The sequence below is a fragment of the Nesterenkonia maliinae genome, from assembly GCF_051262655.1.
Lineage (GTDB): Bacteria > Actinomycetota > Actinomycetes > Actinomycetales > Micrococcaceae > Nesterenkonia.
Genome location: NZ_JBIMEY010000001.1, coordinates 313,193 through 333,063 on the forward strand (window position 1 = coordinate 313,193; position 19,871 = coordinate 333,063).

General features: G+C 66.1%; 18 protein-coding genes and 1 tRNA gene. 8 read left to right on the top strand and 11 right to left on the bottom strand.

All coding sequences use genetic code 11. The annotated features are described in order from the left end of the window. Nucleotides 1–78: 78 nt before the first annotated feature. From ACHAA4_RS01360 to ACHAA4_RS01395, 8 genes are all read left to right on the top strand, one after another. Nucleotides 79–1,197, top strand: a complete 1,119-nt coding sequence (locus ACHAA4_RS01360) for a zinc-binding dehydrogenase (protein ID WP_435772968.1) — start codon at nucleotides 79–81, stop codon at nucleotides 1,195–1,197. Between the two features lie 2 nt (nucleotides 1,198–1,199). Further along, nucleotides 1,200–2,597 carry a hypothetical protein gene (locus ACHAA4_RS01365; RefSeq protein WP_435772403.1) on the top strand — a complete coding sequence of 466 codons (1,398 nt, stop codon included), beginning with the start codon at nucleotides 1,200–1,202 and terminating at the stop codon, nucleotides 2,595–2,597. A 42-nt stretch (nucleotides 2,598–2,639) separates the two neighbouring features. Next, a complete protein-coding gene (locus tag ACHAA4_RS01370; protein ID WP_435772404.1) occupies nucleotides 2,640–4,136 on the top strand; it encodes an NAD-dependent succinate-semialdehyde dehydrogenase in 1,497 nt (498 codons plus the stop codon). A 139-nt stretch (nucleotides 4,137–4,275) separates the two neighbouring features. Beyond that, nucleotides 4,276–4,944: a cyclodeaminase/cyclohydrolase family protein gene (locus ACHAA4_RS01375; protein WP_435772405.1), complete on the top strand. Its 669-nt coding sequence runs from the start codon at nucleotides 4,276–4,278 to the stop codon at nucleotides 4,942–4,944. Nucleotides 4,945–4,953: 9 nt separating this feature from the next. Next, a complete protein-coding gene (locus ACHAA4_RS01380) occupies nucleotides 4,954–5,403 on the top strand; it encodes a DUF3054 domain-containing protein (protein WP_435772406.1) in 450 nt (149 codons plus the stop codon). A gap of 97 nt (nucleotides 5,404–5,500) precedes the next feature. Next, nucleotides 5,501–6,688 (top strand): alcohol dehydrogenase catalytic domain-containing protein, encoded by a 1,188-nt coding sequence (locus ACHAA4_RS01385; protein ID WP_435772407.1) that lies wholly within the window; start codon nucleotides 5,501–5,503, stop codon nucleotides 6,686–6,688. A 61-nt stretch (nucleotides 6,689–6,749) separates the two neighbouring features. After that, on the top strand, nucleotides 6,750–7,640 hold the full coding sequence (locus ACHAA4_RS01390; RefSeq protein WP_435772408.1) for an SDR family oxidoreductase: 891 nt from the start codon (nucleotides 6,750–6,752) through the stop codon (nucleotides 7,638–7,640). A 43-nt stretch (nucleotides 7,641–7,683) separates the two neighbouring features. Further along, nucleotides 7,684–7,941 (top strand): DUF7218 family protein, encoded by a 258-nt coding sequence (locus ACHAA4_RS01395; RefSeq protein ID WP_435772409.1) that lies wholly within the window; start codon nucleotides 7,684–7,686, stop codon nucleotides 7,939–7,941. Between the two features lie 136 nt (nucleotides 7,942–8,077). Here ACHAA4_RS01395 and ACHAA4_RS01400 read toward each other — a convergent pair whose 3' ends face one another. The 11 genes from ACHAA4_RS01400 to obgE form a co-directional block, all read right to left on the bottom strand. Beyond that, complete coding sequence (locus ACHAA4_RS01400) at nucleotides 8,078–9,757, bottom strand: catalase (RefSeq protein WP_435772410.1); 1,680 nt, start codon at nucleotides 9,755–9,757, stop codon at nucleotides 8,078–8,080. Between the two features lie 153 nt (nucleotides 9,758–9,910). Beyond that, nucleotides 9,911–11,509, bottom strand: a complete 1,599-nt coding sequence (locus ACHAA4_RS01405; protein WP_435772411.1) for an NAD-dependent epimerase/dehydratase family protein — start codon at nucleotides 11,507–11,509, stop codon at nucleotides 9,911–9,913. 61 nt (nucleotides 11,510–11,570) lie between these two features. Next, nucleotides 11,571–12,560 (bottom strand): aldo/keto reductase, encoded by a 990-nt coding sequence (locus ACHAA4_RS01410; protein WP_435772412.1) that lies wholly within the window; start codon nucleotides 12,558–12,560, stop codon nucleotides 11,571–11,573. Between the two features lie 186 nt (nucleotides 12,561–12,746). Then, a tRNA-Ala gene (locus ACHAA4_RS01415) sits at nucleotides 12,747–12,822 on the bottom strand. Nucleotides 12,823–12,960: 138 nt separating this feature from the next. Next, nucleotides 12,961–13,332 (bottom strand): ribosome silencing factor, encoded by a 372-nt coding sequence (gene rsfS, locus ACHAA4_RS01420; RefSeq protein ID WP_435772413.1) that lies wholly within the window; start codon nucleotides 13,330–13,332, stop codon nucleotides 12,961–12,963. Between the two features lie 11 nt (nucleotides 13,333–13,343). Then, nucleotides 13,344–14,561, bottom strand: a complete 1,218-nt coding sequence (locus tag ACHAA4_RS01425; protein ID WP_435772414.1) for a hypothetical protein — start codon at nucleotides 14,559–14,561, stop codon at nucleotides 13,344–13,346. Between the two features lie 127 nt (nucleotides 14,562–14,688). Further along, on the bottom strand, nucleotides 14,689–15,285 hold the full coding sequence (gene nadD, locus ACHAA4_RS01430) for a nicotinate-nucleotide adenylyltransferase (protein ID WP_435772969.1): 597 nt from the start codon (nucleotides 15,283–15,285) through the stop codon (nucleotides 14,689–14,691). Between the two features lie 59 nt (nucleotides 15,286–15,344). Next, nucleotides 15,345–15,530, bottom strand: a complete 186-nt coding sequence (locus ACHAA4_RS01435) for a hypothetical protein (protein ID WP_106123020.1) — start codon at nucleotides 15,528–15,530, stop codon at nucleotides 15,345–15,347. A gap of 55 nt (nucleotides 15,531–15,585) precedes the next feature. Continuing rightward, nucleotides 15,586–16,944 carry a glutamate-5-semialdehyde dehydrogenase gene (locus ACHAA4_RS01440; RefSeq protein WP_435772415.1) on the bottom strand — a complete coding sequence of 453 codons (1,359 nt, stop codon included), beginning with the start codon at nucleotides 16,942–16,944 and terminating at the stop codon, nucleotides 15,586–15,588. Nucleotides 16,945–16,946: 2 nt separating this feature from the next. After that, on the bottom strand, nucleotides 16,947–18,101 hold the full coding sequence (proB, locus tag ACHAA4_RS01445; protein ID WP_435772416.1) for a glutamate 5-kinase: 1,155 nt from the start codon (nucleotides 18,099–18,101) through the stop codon (nucleotides 16,947–16,949). Further along, nucleotides 18,098–19,768 (bottom strand): GTPase ObgE, encoded by a 1,671-nt coding sequence (gene obgE / locus ACHAA4_RS01450; RefSeq protein ID WP_435772417.1) that lies wholly within the window; start codon nucleotides 19,766–19,768, stop codon nucleotides 18,098–18,100. Before obgE ends, proB begins: the two co-directional genes overlap by 4 nt. Nucleotides 19,769–19,871 lie beyond the last annotated feature (103 nt).

Consider the following 19,871-nt stretch of genomic DNA (forward strand, 5'->3'; position numbering starts at 1 on the left):
TTCCCAAATGCTGGTTATATCACCCACAGCCGTGATACAAATCACACGCTTTCGATGAAGCAGGAAGAAGCCACTCTCATGCGCATCACTGGTGCAGTCTTGGAAGAAGTCGGCCGTCCCGGTCCGTACGCTCAAAGCCGTCCGATCACCGTTCAGAGTCTGGAGCTGGAGGGTCCTGGACCCTCCGAACTTTTGGTCCGTATGGAAGCTGCCGGCGTGTGCCATTCGGACCTCTCAGTGGTCAACGCCGACCGTCCGCGACCAGTGCCGATGTTGCTGGGACACGAGGCTGCAGGGATCGTCGAAGAAGCTGGCAAGGACGTGTTGGACGTACCGCTGGGTCAACGTGTGGTCATGACCTTCCTGCCGCGCTGCGAGAACTGCGAGAACTGCGCGGCCGGGGGCCAGCTTCCCTGTACCCCAGGTTCGCAGGCCAACAATGACGGCACCCTCCTCTCGGGAGCCCGCAGGCTCAGCCGCAACGGTGAGACGGTTCATCACCATCTAGGCGTCTCCGGGTTTTCCACCTACGTCGTGGTCGATCGGGCCACGGTGGTCCCTGTCGGCGCTGATGTCCCGCCTGCGGTAGCCGCTGTTCTGGGCTGCGCGGTCCTGACCGGCGGGGGCGCCCTCCTCAATGCTGCTGAACCCGCAGCGGAGCAGAGCGTGATGATCGTGGGCCTCGGCGGTGTCGGCATGGCCGCACTGCTGACCGCGCTGGCAGAGGGATGCCGACGTGTGATCGGTGTCGACATGTCGGAGGACAAACTCGCGATGGCGCGCGACCTGGGTGCCCACGAGGCCTACACTCCGCACGAGGTCGAGGATCAAGGGATCCGGGCCCACCACGCGATCGAATGTGCCGGCAATCCCTTGGCCTTTGAAACAGCTTTCCGCGCCACCAAGCCTGGAGGCCGCACCGTGACCACCGGGTTGCCCAACCCCTCTGCGACCGCCACGATCTCACCACTGACCATCACGTCAGAGGCCCGGACCATCATCGGATCCTACCTGGGGTCTTCGGTGCCCAGTCGTGACATCCCGCACTACGAACAGCTTTGGCGCGAGGGCAGATTGCCCGTTGAGAAACTCATCACCTCCCGCATCCGACTTGAAGACATCAACCAGGCCATGGACGACCTGGCCGACGGTCGAGCCGTGCGTCAAATCATCGAATTCGAAGAGCAGGGAGAGTAGTCATGTCCGACACCGTCAGGAGTGCGGGTCCCGCCCCAGAAGAGGACGATCCGCGGGGCCCAGCGCCCTCCCCCCACTGGAAGGCGGGACCCTTCGAAGTTCGGCTTCCCTTCAAGCATTACCGCATCGAATGGCCCGACTACACCCAGGGGCTGTTCATGTGCGCCGTCGACCTGGCGGCCATCCCACTCATGGTCGACCTCCTGGGCATGCCCTTCGAAGTAGCTCTGGCAGTAGTCCTGATCAACGGTCTTCTCTACCTGACCCATCACATGCTCGGCGACCCGGTGGTGCCTGGCTGGATCACCCCCGCCATTCCCCTCGTGATGGCGTACTGTGAAACCTTTCCCGAGGGCCAAGAACGAATCCACGCGCTCATCTCCTTCCAGATTCTGCTGGGGCTTTTCTCCATCACGCTTGGAGTCACCGGTCTGGCACGGCGTGTGGTCACAGCCATTCCCGCCGCGATCAAAGCTGGGGTGCTCATGGGTGCCGGAATCGCGGCCGTCCAGCGCATCTTCGGTGAAGGAGGGGAGTTCGGTGATTTCCCCATCACCATCACCATCGCGGTAGGACTAGCGTTTTTTCTCATGTATTCACGCGGCTTCGCTTCGTGGCGCGCACGTAACAGCTTCGCCATGCAGATCGGCAAGCTGGGCGTGCTTCCCTGCATCTTGGTCGCCGTAGTAGTCGCTCCCCTCGTTGGAGAAGCGGAATGGTCTGAAGTTGAATGGGGCATCATCCAACCCGATTTCATGACCCTGTGGCGTGAATATACGGTCTTCGGCCTGGGGCTGCCCCCAATGTCGATGTTCCTCATGGCCATCCCAACGGTGCTGGCCACCTACATCGTGGTCTTTGGAGATTCACTGCAGGCAGATGCGGTCATCAAGGAGGCAGACAAGACTCGGCCCGACCAGAAGGTGGAATACAACCCTGACCGGGCCCACATGATCTTCGGGGCCCGCAACACGCTGATGGGAGTCATCGGTCCCGATGTCGCCATGGCCGGACCCGTCTGGGCGGCCATGCAGGTGGTCATCTCCGAGCGCTACAAAGAGGGCAAGAAGGCGATGAAGAACCTCTATGGGGGCATGGGGTCCTTCCGTTGGGGCACCAACACGGGACTTCTGCTGCTGCCCATCGTCACTCTCGTCGAGCCGATCCTCGGAGTGGCCCTGGCCTTGACCCTGCTCATTCAAGCTTTCGTCAGTGTGCGCATAGGCATCATGCAGGCTCGCAGCCAACGTGATCTAGGAATTGCCGGTGTGACCGCGGGCGCTCTGGCGCTCCTGGGAGCGGGCTGGGGACTGGCCGTCGGAATCTTGCTGTGCGCAGTCATCTACGGACGCCAGTTCTTCGTGGGCGAGGACGATGGAACGTTCGCGAAGCAGGACTGAACCAGGAACTACTCGAGAGGCATAAGAATGAGCGCTCGGAACATGACTGACTCGGCTTCCTCTGTCCAAGAATGCGTCGACGCCGTACTGGCGAAGACTCCGACCGGACTATTGATCAACGGAGAGTGGCGGGAGTCCGCCCAGGATTCCACCTTCGACGTGGAGAACCCGGCCACCGGTCAGGTCCTGGCCACGATGGCCTCGGCCACCGCTTCTGATGCTCAGTCGGACATGGACGCCGCTGCAGACGCCCAGCGGTCCTGGGCTCGAACCCCCACACGCGTGCGGGCCGAGATCCTGCGTCGAGCATTCGACCTGGTCCAGGACCGCGCCTCAGACCTGGCCCTGCTCATGACTCTGGAAATGGGCAAACCCCTGGCGCAGTCACGCGGCGAGGTCACCTACGGTGGCGAGTTCCTGCGGTGGTTCTCCGAGGAGGCGGTCCGAGACTACGGCCGCTACGCGCACGCGCCCGAGGGGAATCTGCGCATGCTGATCACCCGTAAGCCAGTGGGCCCGTGTCTGTTGATCACTCCCTGGAACTTCCCGCTGGCGATGGCGACACGCAAAGTCGCCCCCGCCGTAGCAGCCGGGTGCACCATGGTGCTCAAACCGGCCGCACTGACGCCGCTGACCTCAAACTATTTCGCCCAGATCATGATTGATGCGGGGCTGCCTGCTGGAGTCCTCAACGTGACCTCGACGGACTCGCCTGCGGCCATCTCCGAGACGATCATCGCCGATCCACGTCTGCGAAAGGTCTCGTTCACCGGTTCCACCTCAGTGGGCAAGCACCTCATGAAGATGGCGGCTGAGAACGTGCTCCGGACGTCCATGGAACTAGGCGGCAACGGACCCCTGATCGTGTTCGAGGACGCCGATATCGACAAGGCAGTCTCCGGGGCCATGGCTGCGAAGATGCGCAACATGGGTGAAGCGTGCACTGCGGCCAATCGTCTATTGGTCCACGAATCACGCGCCGAAGAGTTCGTGGCCAAGCTTGCAGAGAAGATGGGCGCGCTGAACCTGGGCTCCGGCATCGATGATGGTGTCGACGTGGGTCCTCTGGTGGAAGCCAAAGCTCGAGACTCGATGGAGACGCTCGTCGCTGACGCTGTGGATCGAGGCGCAGATGTGGTGGTCGGAGGTCGACGCGCTGACGGTCCTGGATACTTCTTTGAACCAACGCTGCTGCGAAACGTCCCATTGGACGCTCGCGTATTGCGCGAGGAGATCTTCGGGCCCATCGCTCCGGTGCTTACTTTCAGCGACGAGGACGAGGCAGTGGCTCTTGCGAACTCCACTGAGTACGGTCTGGCATCCTATGTGTTCACCGAAGACATCTCTCGTGGGCTGCGTATCGGTGATCGGATGGAATTTGGGCTGTTGGGCCTCAACGTCGGCGTCGTATCCAATGCGGCGGCTCCCTTCGGTGGTGTCAAGCAATCGGGTCTGGGTCGCGAGGGTGGAGCTGAAGGCATCGCTGAGTACACGACGACCCAGTACGTCGGAGTAGAGAACCCCTGGAGTGCCGCGTGAACGCGCATAGTGAAGTCTTCGCCCAGAGACTCTCCCAATCATTGACCCGTAGTCCCGGCGCCGAGCAAGGAATTGGTGCGGCTCACCGCCCCTTCGTCCACTGTCTCGGTTCGTCCTGCGTGTAGTGCAGACTGGATCCATGACAGACGCAGGAGAGTTCACCACCAAGCGCTCGACCGTCGCTGACTGGACTGAGGGTCTGGCCCAGTCCAACGGCTCCCCTGGTGGAGGTGCTGGCGCGGGGGTGATGCTCGCGATCGCTGCGTCATTGACCTCCATGGTCGCCGGGTACACCGAGGCGGATCGCGACCTGCGGGACCGGCTCGACGCGATACTCGCTCGAGCTACAGACCTGCGGCAGACCGCTCTGCAGCTGGCCGACGAAGACGCGACCGCCTCCCACGCCTTCGGTGCCGCCTTCAAGGTCGACCCGGGCCCCGAGCGCGATGCAGCTATCAGGGAAGCCTCCATCACGGCGGCGCAGACCTCCGCCGAACTCGGCGAACACGCCGCCGCCGCGATCGAGGACCTCTCCTGGCTGGCGGAGCACGGGAAGCGAGCCGTGATCGCCGACGTCGTTGTCGCCTTCGGGGCACTCCGCGCCGCCGTGGCAGGTGCCCGCACCAACGCCAGCTTCGATCTCTCCATACTGAAGTCCTCTGGGACCTCCCTAAAGGACATCAAGCACCAGCACCCGCAGCTCTGGACCATGGTGGAGACGCTGACCGCCGCGATCGACCGCATCGATGCCTGCACCGCCTCGATCGACGACCGGGCTGCGCCGACGCACGCGGCCGAATCTTCCTAGACTCGCCCTATGCACCCCTTCCCTTCGCGCCGGCCAGCGCCGTCCCTTTCGGCCCCACTCCCCTGGCTGCTCCTGGTACTGGACAGCCTGCTCGTGGTGGGCTTCGCCGCCATGGGAAATCGCTCCCACGAGACCGGGCTGGCTCTGGCCCAAGTGATGGGCACGGCAGCCCCGTTTCTGCTCGGACTGCTCGTCAGTTCGCTTGCCGTGCGGTTCTGGCGTCGTCCCTCGCGGCTCTGGCCCGACGCCGTCGTCGTGATCCTCGGCACCGTGGCACTGGGCATGACGGTGCGCGTGCTCAGTGGTGGCGGCGGTGCCGAGTGGTCCTTCATCCTTGTGGCGCTGGGCGTGCTGGGCACCCTGTTGGCTGGCAGACGACTGCTGAGCGGGCTGATCACAGATCGTCGGTCCTCGCGTGGGGGCCAACGTACGGCTGACGTCCAGCCCACTCCCAGGTGATAGTCGATACCGTAGGAACAGTAAGGGTGATTGAGGGATTGAAGAATGACATTTCTCCCCGGTATGCCTCGCAACAGAACCTCGGAGGAGACACGACGTGAAAGCAGTGACATGGCAGGGCCATCACAAGGTAAGTGTGGAGACGGTTCCGGATCCACAGATCCAGCAGACCAACGACGCGATCATCGAGGTCACCTCCACCGCGATCTGCGGCTCTGACCTGCATCTCTACGAGGTGCTCGGTCCGTTCATGACCCCCGGCGACATCCTGGGCCACGAGCCCATGGGCCGTGTGGTCGAGGCGGGCGCCGACTCGAACCTCACCGTCGGTGATCGGGTCGTCATCCCGTTCCAGATCTCCTGCGGCAGCTGCTTCATGTGCCAGCGCGGCCTGCAGACCCAGTGTGAGGTCACTCAGGTCCGCGATCAGGGCATGGGCGCCGCACTCTACGGCTTCTCCGCCATGTACGGCGCGGTCCCCGGCGGCCAGGCGGAGTACCTGCGTGTCCCCCACGCGGACTACAGCCCGATCAAGGTGGGCAACGAGCTTCCCGATCACCGCTACCTCTTCCTCTCCGACGTCATTCCCACCGCCTGGCAGGGGGTCGCCTACACCGGACTCAAGAGCGGCGACAGCATCGCGATCATCGGGCTCGGCCCGATCGGTCAGTTCGCGGCCCGCATCGCCAAGCACCACGGCATGAAGGTCTACGCGATCGATCCCGTCGCTGAGCGCCGCGAGATGGCCGCCCGCCATGGTGTCGTGGCCTTTGACATCGGCGAGGAGTCGCTGAACCAGATCCGCGAGGCCACGGGTGGCCGCGGCCCGGACGGTGTCGTGGACGCCGTGGGCATGGAGGCCCACGGCTCCCCCATCGCCAAGGCGGCGCAGATCTCGGCGCAGTTCGTGCCCGACGCGGCCGGCAAGGCCATGATGCAGACCGTCGGCGTGGACCGCCTCGCGGCCCTGTACTCGGCCATCGAGCTCGTCCGCCGCGGCGGCACGATCTCGCTGAGCGGGGTCTACGGCGGGGCGGCCAGCCCGCTCCCATTGATCACGATGTTCGACAAGCAGATCACCTTCAAGATGGGCCAGGCCAACGTGAAGAACTGGGTCGACAAGATCCTGCCGCTCCTCGAAGATCCAGCAGATCCCCTGGGCGTGGACGACTTCATCACCCACACCCTGCCGCTGACCGACGCTCCCGGCGCCTACGAGATGTTCCAGAAGAAGGAAGACGGATGCATCAAGGTCGTCCTGGATCCCACCAAGTCAGCAGTCTGAGCGGCGCGTCCAGGCCGAGCCGACCTCGGGTCGGCCCCAACACCCCTGAAGGAATGCAGTCATGACGACCGATCCATATGCCCAGCAGGATCCCCGCACGAAATATCGCCACAGCGACCTTCCCGAGCAGGAGCAGGCGGATCAGCCCGGGCTGACCGGCAAGACCGCGCCGGAGCCCGATCACGGCGAGGAGAGCTGGGTCGGTCATGGCCGGCTCAAGGGCCGCAAGACCCTGATCACCGGCGGCGATTCCGGCATCGGGCGCGCCGTCGCGATCGCGTTCGCCCGTGAAGGCTCAGACATCGCGATCGCCTACCTCCCCGCCGAGGAGGAGGATGCGCAGGTCACCGCGCAGCATGTTCGCGAGGCTGGCCGAGCGTGCGCCACCTACCCGGTGGACATCACCGAAGAGGATGCCGCCGTGGGCATCGTTCGCCGCGCCGTCGAAGACCTCGGCGGGCTCGATGTGCTGATCCTCAACGCCGCCTACCAGCGGGCGCGCGACGGCGTCGACTCGACACCGACCGCCGAGGTCCGCAAGGTCTTCGAGACGAACCTGATCGCCCATATCGTCATCACCCGCGAGGCGGTGCCCCATCTGAACCCTGGTGCGTCCATCATCGTGACGACGTCGATCCAAGCGGTCGGCCCCAAGCCGGTGCTCTTCGACTACGCGATGTCCAAGGCGGCTCAGGTCGCCTTCATCGAGTCGATGGCGGCCGAGCTCGCCGAGAAGGGCGTCCGGGTCAACGGTGTCGCACCGGGACCGATCTGGACTCCGCTGATCCCCGCCACCGGGTTCGACGGCATCGCTGCGTTCGGTCAGGACACTCCCCTTGGTCGACCGGGGCAGCCAGCCGAGCTTGCCGGGGCGTACGTCTACCTCGCCAGCGAAGAGGCGTCCTATGTCTCCGGCTCGGTCATCCCGGTGACCGGCGGAAAAGGCTTCTGAGCCCGAGCCTTGTTCCAGCTCGCACTAGGAAAGGATTCTCGTCATGGCCCGGTCAAGCGTGAAGGATGAGGAGCTCTACGAACGTCTTCGCGAGGAGGACAACTCCAAAGAGAAGTCCGCCCGCATCGCCAACGCCGCTGCGAAAGAAGGTCGCAGCAGTGAGGGCGAGAAGGGTGGTGAGGCGTCGAACTACGAGGACCGGACCGTGGCGCAGCTGCGGGACCGAGCCAAGGAGCTCGGCCTCACCGGCTATTCGGATTTGAAGAAGGACGAACTGATCGACGCGCTGCGCAATCACTGAGCGGCGCCGAGGTGACGTGCCACTGATGAGCCGGGCTGAGATCGTCCCGCAAAGTGCCCGCAGACAGTGATGGCCGGGAACCCCGCGGGGTTCCCGGCCATCACTGTCTCAGCGGGTGCTCAGACGTCTCGAATCGTCACTCGCTGTAGCTGGGGGTTCCCAGCGTGCCTGCGAGCACGTCTTCCCCGGAGGCCTGCCGGTTCTCCACAGAACCGGTCCAGCGGCCCCACTGCTCGGGGTCGATGGTGTCGCCATTGTTGCCGAGGTTGGCAAGGCGCTGTGTCTCTTCCTCGGTGAAGTTCTGCACCGGAAGGGGCTGCAGGTGCTTCACGTCGTCCACGGTGAGGCCGATGTTCTTCGCGATCCGCTGACCGTAGTCGTCGTGGATCATGAGGAAGTGCCAGACGATGCGCTCCTGCACGTCGCGCTCCGACTGCTCCAACATGCCGGTGAGCACGTTGATCAGCTCATCGCGCTCCCAGTCCATCATGGTGTTGTAGCGGCCCCGGGCCTGCAGGTAGTCATTGCGGCGATCCAGGTTCGCCTGTGTCACCTGACCACTGACGGCTGGGGCGTTGTTGGGCTGCGCCTCCGGTGACTCGTGGAGTCCGTTGTGGATGGACGGCTCGTAGTTCACGTGCGGGTTCTGCTCAGGGTGCACGTCATTGCCGAAGGACATCAGTCCCCCGCGCTGGTTCGTGTAGACCTTGCCGTCACGGCCCTTGGGCTGGTTGACCTGGAGCTGGAGGTAGTTCGGGCCCACCCGGTAGCGCTGGGCGTCCGAGTAGGAGAACGTGCGTCCCACCAGCATCTTGTCGTCGGAGAAGTCCAGTCCGTCGACCAGGACACCGGTGCCCATGGCGATCTGCTCGTTCTCATTGTGGTGGTCGTCCACGTTGCGGTTCAACGTCATGACGCCGATCTTGCGCAGCGGGAACTGATCCTCGGGCCAGATCTTGGTGTCATCCAGCGGATCCCAGCCGAGCTCGGGGTGATCGTGGTCTTCCATGATCTGGACGTGGACGTCCCACTGCGGGAAGTCGCCGCGTTCGATGGCCTCAAAGAGGTCCTTCGAGGCGTGGCCCAGGTCCTGGCCCTGCACCTTGGCGGACTCCGCCTCGGTCATCGAGGCGACGCCGGCGCGGGGGTGGAAGTGGTACTTCACCAGGACGGTCTCGCCCTCGGCGTTGACCATCTTGTAGGTGTTGACGCCGAAGCCCTCCATGTGGCGGTATGTCGCCGGGATGCCGCGGGGGCTGAAGAGGTGGGTCAGCATGTGCATCGACTCGGGAGTCTGGCTCATGAAGTCCAGGATGCGGTTGGGCTCCTGGCGGAAAGTGATGGGGTCCGGCTTCAGCGAGTGGATCACGTCGGGGAACTTGATCGCATCGCGGATGAAGAACACCGGCAGGTTGTTGCCCACGAGGTCCCAGTTGCCGTCTTCGGTGTAGAACTTCACAGCGAAGCCGCGAGGGTCCCGGGCAGACTCGGAGGAGTCGCGGCCACCGATGACGGTGGAGAAGCGGATGGCCAGGTCGGTCTTCTTGCCAGCCTCCTGGAAGAGCTTGGCGCGGGTGTACTTCGACGCCGGCTCGTCACCGATCATGCCGGTGGCCTCGAACTCGCCGTAGGCGACGAATCCACGAGCGTGGACCACGCGCTCCGGGATGCGCTCCCGGTCGAAGTGGCTGATCTTCTCGAGGAACTGGTAGTTCTCCAGCGTGGCGGGTCCGCGGCTTCCCACGGTGCGCTGGTTCTGGTTATTGGCGACAGGGTGGCCCTGTCGAGTGGTCAGGATCGGATCGGTCTGTGCCAATTCGCTCTCCTCTTCGCTGCAGCCAGGTCCCCCACGTCTCATGGACGCAAAAGGACTCTGACGAGCCCGACTCGTGGCGAGCAGGCCTATGGGGTGGACTCTCTGAGCTTAGCAAGCTCGACAAGTTATTACGAGTAGTTCAGAACTACTCGCTCAGCGTGTCTTCTCGAACGTGTCCCGGTCCTTCCGGAAAGCCCGGTGGCGCGCGTATTCGTGGACCGTCTCCAGCTGCTCCCGCTGGTTCTCCGCATCATTGATCAGTCCTTGGAACACAGCCGGCTCGACCCCGAGAGCCTCGGCGTGGTCCCGCATGACCTTCCAGCCATGCAGCTTTCCGGTCACGGCGGTGATCATCATCTCCGCCTCCACCACCAGCGTGGAGGGAGAGCGTCCTCCGGGGGGCCGACCGTTGGGCTTGAGCTGTCCGACCCGCTCCCCCACCCAAGCGATGGTGGTGGAGGCCGGGGATGTGGGAAAGCCCTGCCGCTGGATGAGCTGGACCAGAAAGCCGCGTTCTCGCCGGATGGCTTCGGCGACCTCGGAGATCTCAGGGAAGACCGGGGTGTCCACGTAGTCCGCCGCCATCCGCTTGATCCGGTTCGTGCCGCCGGTGGCCCCGGCGAGGTGATCGGCCATGTACTGACGCATCAGCACGGCGTCGACCTCCTCACCGAGCTCGTGCTCCGCGCCGGGAAGCTCGGGCCGGTCCGACTCGTCGAGGTCTCGGGGGCGCAGCGGCAGGGACGCTGCACCGACGCCAGCGGCCATGCCCTGGACGAGCTCCTCCAGCGCCTGCGCACCCGAGTATGCCGGTGCCCAGTGAAGCTCCTTCTTCGCCCGCGAGCTGTCCATCACCGGCACATGCAGCCCCATGTCCAGCCAGCCCTCGTCGGTGGGAAGGATCCGAGCCCGGTGCGCGGCCTTGATCAGCGGGCGCAGCGCCGCGCCGGGCAGTGGAAGCTTGACTCCGGGAGTCTTGTCGCCGGAGACGACCGTCGCGATGGCATCGCCGTCGAGCAGGTCATCGGCGCAGATGTTGAAGGCACCCTCGGCGCCGAGGATCGCGGCCTGTGCGTACGCCGCCGCCAGGTCATCTGCATGCACCGCCTGGGTCCGGATGCCGCCGGGCACCGGGACCACCGGGGGCCTGAACAGCTTCAGCAGCTGCACCGGGGCCAGCTGACCGGCGAAGTAGCGCTGGATCTCTGAGCCGGCCTCGCGCTGGAAGACCAGACCCGGGCGCAGGCGGGCAAGCGAGAAGTCCGGATGTTCGGCCAGGAACTCGTCCATGACGCGCTCCTGGGCGACCTTGTCCTCGCTGTAGTGGGACCCGGGGATGCCTTCGGTGGGCCACTGCTCGTCGTGAGCGACGTCGTCCTCGGCCGGAGAGTAGACCCCGACCGAGGAGGCGACGACTGCTTGGGGCACCCCTGCCTGGGCCGCCGCATCGAGCACGTGCCGGGTGCCCTCCACATTGACCCGACGCAGCAGGCTGCGCTGACTGTTGGGCTGGATCAGCCAGGCCAGATGGATCACCGGGTCACAGCCCGAGAGCGCCTCTGCCAGGTCCGGCACGACCTCCGGGTACTGGATGTCTGCTCGATGCCACGTCACCTCCGCATACGGAGCGGCGTCGGTGTCGGGGAGTCGGCGGGCGATGCCCAGCACGCTGTCCACCTCGGGGCGGGTGTTGAGGTGCCGCAGCACCGCTGTTCCGACGTTTCCCGTGGCTCCGATGACGGCGATGCGCATAGCTTCTCCTGCTCGGTGGTGTCTGGTCTGGGTGCTCAGTGCGCGGAGTCCGCTGCAGGGTTCACCAGCGTTCGTGGACCGAGGGAGCGATCTTGTCGACGTAGAGCTTCCGCACGGCTGCCCGGAAATCATCCGAAAGCTGCGGTGCGGCGCCGGCCTCGGCGTTCTGACTGGCCTGCTTCGCGTTGCGCGCCCCCGGGATGACGGTGCTCACGCCGGAGGACTGGATGATCCAGGCAAGCGCCGCCGTCGTCGGCTTCAGCCCCTCCTGCTCTGCGAGTTCGGTGAACTGCGCGGCAGCCTCGACGCCGGTGGCGAAGTCCACTCCGGAGAAGGTCTCTCCCACATCGAAGGCCTCACCGGATCGGTTGTAGCTGCGGTGGTCGGTGTCTTCGAAGGTGGTGTCCTTCGTGTAGCGCCCGCTGAGCAGACCGCTGGCGAGCGGAACGCGCGCAATGATGCCGACTCCGGCTTCCCGCGCCGCCGGCAGGACCTTCTCCAGCGGCTTCTGCCGGAAGGCGTTGAGGATGATCTGCACCGAGGCGACGTTGGGGCGGGCGATGGCGCTGAGTGCCTGGTCCACGGTCTCCACGCTGACCCCGTAGTGCGCGATGGCACCCGATTCGACCAGCGCATCCAGGCGGTCGAAGACGGCGTCTGAGCTGAAGACATCGTCATCGGGGCAGTGCAGCTGCACCAGGTCCAGGGTGTCACGGCCGAGGTTCTTCCGGGATCGGTCGATCCAGGCCTGGAAGTTCTCGGCGGTGGCGTGTTCCAGGCTGGGTGCTTCGGCGCGGCGGATCATCTTGGTGGCGACCAGGCCCGTCCATTCCGGGTTCTTGGTCAGCCACTTGCCGATGAGCTGCTCGCTGAGGCCGTCACCATAGACGTCCGCGGTGTCGAACATGGTGACGCCGTGCTCGGCTGCGGCGTCCATGACGGCATTGGCGTCGGATTCCTCGACGTGACCGAAGTCCCCGCCGAACTGCCAGGTGCCGAGGCCGATGGTGGACACTTCGCGGCCGGTGCGACCAAGGACACGATGCTGCATAGGAGAACCTCCGAGATTGGGTGTGACGTCTGCCTCCACCCTACTCCTGCCCAGGGACACGCCACAGACACGTCCCGGGCCTGTGGGCACCGCGCTGAGCGCAGGCAACGGGCTGGTCAGCGCCCCAGCGGGCGGGCACACGAAAAAGGTCCGGAGCCCTGTAGGGACTCCGGACCTGCTTCACTCTGGTGGAGGTAAGGGGATTCGAACCCCTGACCTTCCGCATGCCATGCGGACGCGCTACCAGCTGCGCCATACCCCCAGATCATCGCCCCGGCTCAGCATCTGCGCCGCGGCAACTCCCCTACTGTACTGTGAACCCGAATCGCTGCGCAAATCGGCGCCCAGCTGCAGGAGAATCACCCGGCCCAGTCGCTGACATGGAGCTATACGTCCTTGGTCAGGGCGCGTCGGGAAGCTGCAGATCGACCTTGTCGACGTCGGCGTAGAGCCGGTCGAGTCCGTAGACCGCCCGCTCCTCCTCGTGCTGGACGTGGATGACCATATGTCCATAGTCCAGCAGCACCCACGTGCCGGTGCCGCGGCCCTCACGGCGCAGCGGCGAGGAGTCGTGGACCTCCTTGAGCTGACGCTCGACCTCATCGACGATGGCGCCGATCTGCCGTTCAGAGGGTGCGGAGCAGACCAGGAAGGCGTCGGTGATGCCGAGTCGCTCCCCCACGTCCAGCCCGACGATGTTCGTCGCGAGTTTGTCCGCAGCCGCAGAGGCCGCGGTGCGGAGTTCAGAGAGCACAAGTTCGGTGATAGCCATGACGTCCAAGCTTAGAGGATGAATGAGAGTACAACGCCGACGGTGATGATCAGAAGCACGGCAAGGATGATCACGAGCCAGCCCATCATGGACTGGCGCGCTCCCTGGCGCGTGCTGTGTTCGACCATCGCGTCGATTTCGAGACCATGAGCTCCGCGCGCCTGGATCGGCTCGATGGCACCGGTCGCGTGGTCGGAGGGCTCGGGGGACTCGTCAGAGTCCATGTGGCCCCGCAGGGTCTTGCGCGTGATGATCACGGACTCGGGGCCCGCGCCACCACGGCCTTCTTTCGCATCCGGGTCCGCTTCGAGCTGTTCCTCGCGCAGCCGCTCCTGATTGGCCCGCATCGCACGGGCGGCGAGGGCCTGTTGCTTCTTCAGCAGCTCCGGGTCCACGCGGTGCGGATCATCCGCGGCGGCCACGGCCGCGTTGAGCTCCTGCAGCTCGGTGAGCCTGTCCGCGGGGACCGGGGCGCCGTCCTCCTCGTTGAGATCCGGTTCCTCCGCGGTCCCATCCTCGGCTGTCTGGACGTCGGGAACCTCATCCTCAGGACCCTGATCCTCGAGGACCTGGTCGTGAGGAACGTCACCTTCGGCACCAGCGGCATCCGCAGCGGTGTCCTGGATGGCCGAGTCCTCGGAGGCCTCGGGATCGGTCTGCTCGTCGGCCGGCTCTGTGGAGGCCGGCGTCTCGGAGAGATCCTGTTCCGCGTCTTCGGTCGTCGGTTCAGCCTGTGCCAGGTCCGCCTCCGCGGCGGCCACGGGGACCGAGGCGGCGGACGGGTCCGCAGCCGAAGACGGAAGCGTGAATCCCCAGGGTGTGACCGGCGCACCACTGGAGGTGGTTCCGCTGGCGGACTCCGAGCCGGTCGTGAACCCGGGAACAGCGTTGGAGGACAGGGAGCTGTTGGAGCCAGGATCAACTTCAGCGCCTGGTGATGACACGTCAGCATCCGGCGCATCAGCAGGGACATCGCCTTCCCTCTCGGCCTCTTGGTCAACAGCCCTGCCGGTCAGGACGGAGTCGTCCAGGATCGGCTCATCCGGACTCTCGTCAGCGAGGGACGGCCCGGGGACCGCGGCCGCTGCCTTTTTGGGCTTCCCGCGGCGGGACTGCTTCAGCTCGGCTTCCCGGCGGCGGCGCAGCTCCTTGCGTGAGACCGGAAGGTAGCGGGCGCGCAGGTCATCGCCACTTGGCGCGAGGTTCGGCCCGGTGTTCTCTGCGGTCATCGTGCAGCCTCCTGAAGTGCCTGGTCAGACAATGCTGTCCGAGTCGAAACATGTCCCTGAATCAATTCGGTCTCGACGATGAAGCGCCAATGACCATCGTAGGCCGCAGCGCGAGCATGCGAGGCACTCAACGCGCTGAGTCAGCAGACTCTGGCTGGTACAGCCGGTGCTTGGCGATGTACTGTACGACACCGTCGGGCACGAGGTACCAGACGGGCTTCTCTCCGCGGACTCGCTCCCGGCAGTCGGTGGAGGAGATCGCCATTGCCGGGATCTCCATCAGGGAGATCTCCTTGGTCCGGCCGAAATCCTCGGAGACGTAGCCGGGACGGGTCACCGAGACGAAGTGCGCGAGCTCCCAGAGCTCGTCGACGTTCTTCCAGGACATGATCTGAGCCATCGCATCGGCGCCGGTGATGAAGAAGAGCTCAGCGTCCGGATACATCTCGCGGAAGTCGCGCAGCGTGTCGATGGTGTAGGTCGCTCCCCCTCGGTCGATGTCCACGCGCGAGACGGTGAAGCGGGGGTTCGCCGCCGTGGCGACGACGGTCAGCAGGTAGCGATGCTCAGCGGGCGCGACCTCGCGGCCAACCTTCTGCCACGGCTCACCGGTGGGGACGAAGATCACCTCATCGAGCGCGAACTCGGTCGCCACCTCGCTGGCCGCGACCAGGTGCCCGTGGTGGATCGGGTCGAAGGTGCCACCCATGATTCCCAGTCGCAGCCGACCTGATGCACGCTCTGAGGTCGCCGCGGCGCGCGGGTGACGTTCAGCCAAGAGGGTCAGTGATCGCTGTGGGGTGCGGCGGGGAGCTCGCGGCCCTTATTGGCGAAGCTCACGGTGATCAGCAGCAGGAACATCAGGAGCGCGAACATGATCAGTCCGAACCAGAGGGCATCGATCGGCAGCGCGCTGGTCTCCTCGGCTTCTGCCCCGAGGACGGTGGCGATGACGTGCAGGTTGAGCATGCTTCTCCCTCACATGGGATGAACGTGGATTGATCGGTCCCCAGTGTACGCCGAATCAGGCGCGGACCTGGCCCTCGCCGCGCACGACCCACTTGGTGGTGGTCAGCTCGGCCATGCCCATGGGGCCCCGGGCGTGCATCTTCTGGGTGGAGATGCCCACCTCGGCACCGAGTCCGAACTGTCCGCCGTCGGTGAAGCGGGTGGAGGCGTTGACGATCACGGCGGCCGCATCCACCTCGGCGACGAAGCGGTCGGCATTGGTGACCGAGTCGGTGACGATGGCTTCGGTGTGGCCGGTGGAGAAGCGGGTGATGTGGGCGATGGCGTCATCGAGCGAGTCCACCACTCCGACCGCCATCTCCAGATCGTGGTATTCGGTGGCGTAGTCGTCCTCGGTGACCTCGGTGACGGTGCCGAACTTCACCGGGTCCTCGGTGAGGCTCTCGGGCTGAGTGGCGGGCAGCCATTCCCGGGCGCGCGCGTCCACATGCAGGTTCACGCCGCTGCGCAGCAGCCCGCGCAGGACCTCCTGGCCGGCGTCGGCGGCATCGGCGTGCAGCAGCAGCGTCTCGGCGGCGTTGCAGACGCTGGGTCGTGAGGTCTTGGCATTGACCACGATGTTGCGTGCGGTCTCGGCGTCGGCGTGGGCGTCGATGTAGATGTGGACGTTGCCCACGCCGGTCTCGATGACCGGCACCCGGGAGTTCTGCACCACGTGCTGGATGAGCTCGTGGCCTCCGCGCGGGATGAGCACGTCCACGGATCCACGCTGGGTCATCAGGGCGGTCGCGCCCTCACGTCCGAAGCCGTCGATGGACTGGACCGCGTCCGCGGGCACCGCAGTGGTGCGCAGTGCCTCACGGATGATCGCCAGCAGCATCTCGTTGGTCTTCTGCGCGGCCGATCCGCCGCGCAGGATGACGGCGTTGCCGGACTTCAGGCCCAGCGCGGCGATGTCCACGGTGACGTTGGGACGAGCCTCGTAGATGACGCCCATGACTCCGAGGGGGACGCTGACCTGGGTCAGGCGCAGCCCGTTGGGCAGGGTCCGGCCCTGGAGCACCCGGCCGACCGGGTCGCTGAGACCCATGATCTCCTCGACGGCGGCGGCGAGAGCTTCGATGCGGTCTTCGCTGAGCGCCAGTCGGTCCAACAGGGAGCGGCTGAGGCCCGCTTCCCGGCCTCGGTCGAGGTCCTCCTGGTTGGCCGCCGTGAGCGAGGCCACGGATTCGCGCAGGCCGGAGGCCACGGCGGCGAGTGTCCGGTCCTTGTGCTCGCGGTCGAGGCCGCGCAGCCCCCGGGAGGCTTCGCGGGCGCGCTGGGCGACCTCGCGGATGCCCTCGGCGACGTCCTCAGTGGAGGCTGTCTCCGTCGAGGCGGTCTCGGTCTGCTGGGTCTGCTGATCTTCTGCCATGCTCACAGCCTAGTCTCGATGCGGACGATGTCATCTGCGTGAATCACTGCACGTTCATATTCCGGGCCCAGGTCGGTGCCCAGCTCGGCGGTGGACCGGCCCAGCATCTTCGGGAGCTCGGTGGAGGAATACCCCACCAGTCCCCTGGCCCGGACGGTCCCTGCCCGGTCGATGATCTCCACCGGGTCCGAGGCTTCAAAGTCGCCGCTGAGCGAGAGGATCCCCGCCGGCAGCAGGGAACGGCGTCCCTCCACGACGGCGGCCACGGCTCCGTCGTCGATGCTCAGCTGACCCTTGGGGTGCGCGAGGTGCGCGATCCACGCAGACCGGGCGCCGCGGCGTCGGCCACGGGCTTCGAAAAAGGTGCCCACGTGCTCGCCGTGAAAGAGCCGGCGGGCGTTGGGCGCGGAGGTGAGCAGCGCCGGGATGCCGCTGGAAGCGACGATCTGGGCAGCCTCGACCTTGGTCACCATGCCGCCCGTGCCGACTCCGGCCTTGCCGCGCCGACCCAGGGTCACCCCGGTGAGGTCCTCCGGACCGGAGACCTGGGAGACCGGTGAACCGCCCTTCTCCGGGGGTCCGTCGTAGAGCGCGTCCACGTCGGAGAGCAGGATCAGCGCGTCGGCACGCAGAAGGTTCGCGGTCAGCGCGGCGAGCCGGTCATTGTCGCCGAAGCGGATCTCATGGGTGGCCACCGCGTCATTCTCGTTGACGACTGGGACCGCACCGAGGCTGAGCAGCTTCTCCAAGGTGCGCAGCGCGTTGGTGTACTGGGTGCGCCGCATCAGGTCCTCCACGGTCAGCAGCACCTGCGAGACCGTGGTCCGATATTGCGCGAAGGCACGGGTGTAGTGCGCCAGCAGCAGCCCCTGGCCGACGGCGGCCGCGGCCTGCTGGGTGGCGAGGTCGGCCGGCCGGGTCCCCAGACCCAACGGGGCGAGCCCCGCGGCGATCGCCCCGGAGGAGACCAGCACGACCTCGGTGCCGCGGTCACGCAGCACCTGCAGGTCGGCGACCAGCCGGTTCAGCGCGTCCACGGAGATCCCCCCGTCAAGGGTGGTCAGTGAGGAGGACCCGATCTTCACCACGACGCGCCGGGCGTTGACCAGGTCGGTGCGGGAGGTGACCATGGACGCGGTCAGCCGGGGCGTGCTCATGGCCGGTCGGCCTCCGCCTCATCAGTGCCGAAGCCCTCGTCCTGCAGATCATCTGGGTTGCCGTGCGGGTAGAAGATCTCCACGCCGTCCTCGTCGGTGACGCTGGTGGGCGCCCCGTCGTCCTTGCGCTTGGTCGGCACGCCGTTCTGGGTGCGGTACTCCACGTCCATCTCGGCGCGGGTGGCGACCTTCGCGGCGCGGCGGTCCGCCTGTTCCTGCTTCTTCTCCGCACGGGTGGGGCGGGAGTGGTCGTCCAGGCGCAGGTCGGTGCCGCGGGGACCACCGAGGTGCTCGGCACCGGCGGCCATGGTGGGCTCCCAGTCAAAGACCACACCGTCCTGCTCCGAGCCGATGACCACGGCCTCGCCCGGCTTGGCGCCCTGCTTGAAGAGTGCGTCCTCGATGCCCACGGCGACCAGCCGGTCGGCGAGGTAGCCGACCGCTTCGTCGTTGCCGAAGTCGGTCTGCAGGATCCAGCGCTCGGGCTTGTCTCCGCGGACGCGCCACAGCGGCTCGCCGCCCTTGGACTCGGCGGTGACGGTGAACTGCTTGCGGTTCACCGAGCGGGGCCGCACGGTCACCGGCACCGGGGCGGGCTCGATCTCGCGCTGGGCGCGGGCCTCGAGGACCAGTTCGGCCATGGCGAAGCCGAGGTCGCGCAGGCCGTCGCGGTTCAGCGCGGAGACGTCGAAGACCCGGTAGCCGCGGTCGGTCAGGTCGGCGCGGACCATCTCGGCCATCGCGGCGCCGTCGGGCAGGTCGGTCTTGTTCAGCGCGATCAGTCGGGGCCGCTCATTGAGCGGGACGGCGTTGGAGGAGTTGTCCTCGGTGCCGCCGGCTCCTTCGACCTTGTCCGGCGCGTAGGCGGCGAGCTCGGCCTCGATGGCGTCCAGATCGCCCAGCGGGTCGCGGTCGCTCTCCAGGGAGGCGCAGTCGAGCACATGCACCAGGGCGGCGCAGCGCTCCACGTGGCGCAGGAACTCATGACCCAGGCCCTTGCCCTCGGCGGCGCCGGGGATGAGCCCGGGCACATCGGCGACGGTGAAGCGGGTGTCTCCGGCCTCCACGACGCCCAGGTTGGGCACCAGGGTGGTGAAGGGATAGTCGGCGATCTTGGGCCGCGCGGCGCTCATCGCGGCGATCAGGCTGGACTTGCCGGCGGAGGGGAACCCGACCAGGGCGATGTCCGCGACGGACTTCAGCTCCAGGACGATGTCGTTGGCCTCACCGGGGGTGCCGAGCAGCGCGAAGCCGGGGGCCTTGCGCTTCTTCGAGGCGAGTGAGGCGTTGCCCAGACCGCCCTGTCCGCCTTCGGAGACCGTGTAGCGGGCCCCGGGCTCGACCAGGTCGGCCAGCACGCGGCCGTCGCGATCCTTGACCACGGTGCCCTCAGGCACGGGCAGCTCCAGCACAGGACCGCGGGTGCCGTGGCGGAGATCGCCCTGGCCCACTCCCCCGTTCTCGCCGTGGCGGTGGGGCCGGTGGTGGTATTCCAGCAGCGTGGTGGTCTGTGGGTCGACCACGAGGACCACGGAGCCGCCGTCACCGCCGTTGCCGCCGTCGGGCCCGCCCAGGGGCTTGAACTTCTCGCGGTGCACGGAGACGCAGCCGTGGCCACCGTTACCGCCTGTGGTGTGGAGGACCACTCGGTCGACGAAATGTGCCATGGCTGGAGACTCCTTGAAGAATATTCTGACTTAAGACAAGTCGAGGGTGGGCCCATCAAGTGGGCCCACCCTCGACTTTACGTGCGAAACGTCTGTGCAGGCC

What these genes read in the sequence shown, in the direction of transcription:
- ACHAA4_RS01440 (WP_435772415.1), bottom strand. Translation starts at nt 16,944, where the DNA reads ATGGCAGAAGATCAGCAGACCCAGCAGACCGAGACCGCCTCGACGGAG.
- ACHAA4_RS01365 (WP_435772403.1), top strand. Translation starts at nt 1,200, where the DNA reads ATGTCCGACACCGTCAGGAGTGCGGGTCCCGCCCCAGAAGAGGACGAT.
- ACHAA4_RS01435 (WP_106123020.1), bottom strand. Translation starts at nt 15,530, where the DNA reads ATGCTCAACCTGCACGTCATCGCCACCGTCCTCGGGGCAGAAGCCGAG.
- ACHAA4_RS01395 (WP_435772409.1), top strand. Translation starts at nt 7,684, where the DNA reads ATGGCCCGGTCAAGCGTGAAGGATGAGGAGCTCTACGAACGTCTTCGC.
- ACHAA4_RS01425 (WP_435772414.1), bottom strand. Translation starts at nt 14,561, where the DNA reads ATGACCGCAGAGAACACCGGGCCGAACCTCGCGCCAAGTGGCGATGAC.
- ACHAA4_RS01390 (WP_435772408.1), top strand. Translation starts at nt 6,750, where the DNA reads ATGACGACCGATCCATATGCCCAGCAGGATCCCCGCACGAAATATCGC.
- ACHAA4_RS01405 (WP_435772411.1), bottom strand. Translation starts at nt 11,509, where the DNA reads ATGCGCATCGCCGTCATCGGAGCCACGGGAAACGTCGGAACAGCGGTG.
- ACHAA4_RS01360 (WP_435772968.1), top strand. Translation starts at nt 79, where the DNA reads ATGCGCATCACTGGTGCAGTCTTGGAAGAAGTCGGCCGTCCCGGTCCG.
- obgE (WP_435772417.1), bottom strand. Translation starts at nt 19,768, where the DNA reads ATGGCACATTTCGTCGACCGAGTGGTCCTCCACACCACAGGCGGTAAC.
- ACHAA4_RS01380 (WP_435772406.1), top strand. Translation starts at nt 4,954, where the DNA reads ATGCACCCCTTCCCTTCGCGCCGGCCAGCGCCGTCCCTTTCGGCCCCA.
- proB (WP_435772416.1), bottom strand. Translation starts at nt 18,101, where the DNA reads ATGAGCACGCCCCGGCTGACCGCGTCCATGGTCACCTCCCGCACCGAC.
- ACHAA4_RS01410 (WP_435772412.1), bottom strand. Translation starts at nt 12,560, where the DNA reads ATGCAGCATCGTGTCCTTGGTCGCACCGGCCGCGAAGTGTCCACCATC.
- ACHAA4_RS01370 (WP_435772404.1), top strand. Translation starts at nt 2,640, where the DNA reads ATGACTGACTCGGCTTCCTCTGTCCAAGAATGCGTCGACGCCGTACTG.
- rsfS (WP_435772413.1), bottom strand. Translation starts at nt 13,332, where the DNA reads ATGGCTATCACCGAACTTGTGCTCTCTGAACTCCGCACCGCGGCCTCT.
- ACHAA4_RS01375 (WP_435772405.1), top strand. Translation starts at nt 4,276, where the DNA reads ATGACAGACGCAGGAGAGTTCACCACCAAGCGCTCGACCGTCGCTGAC.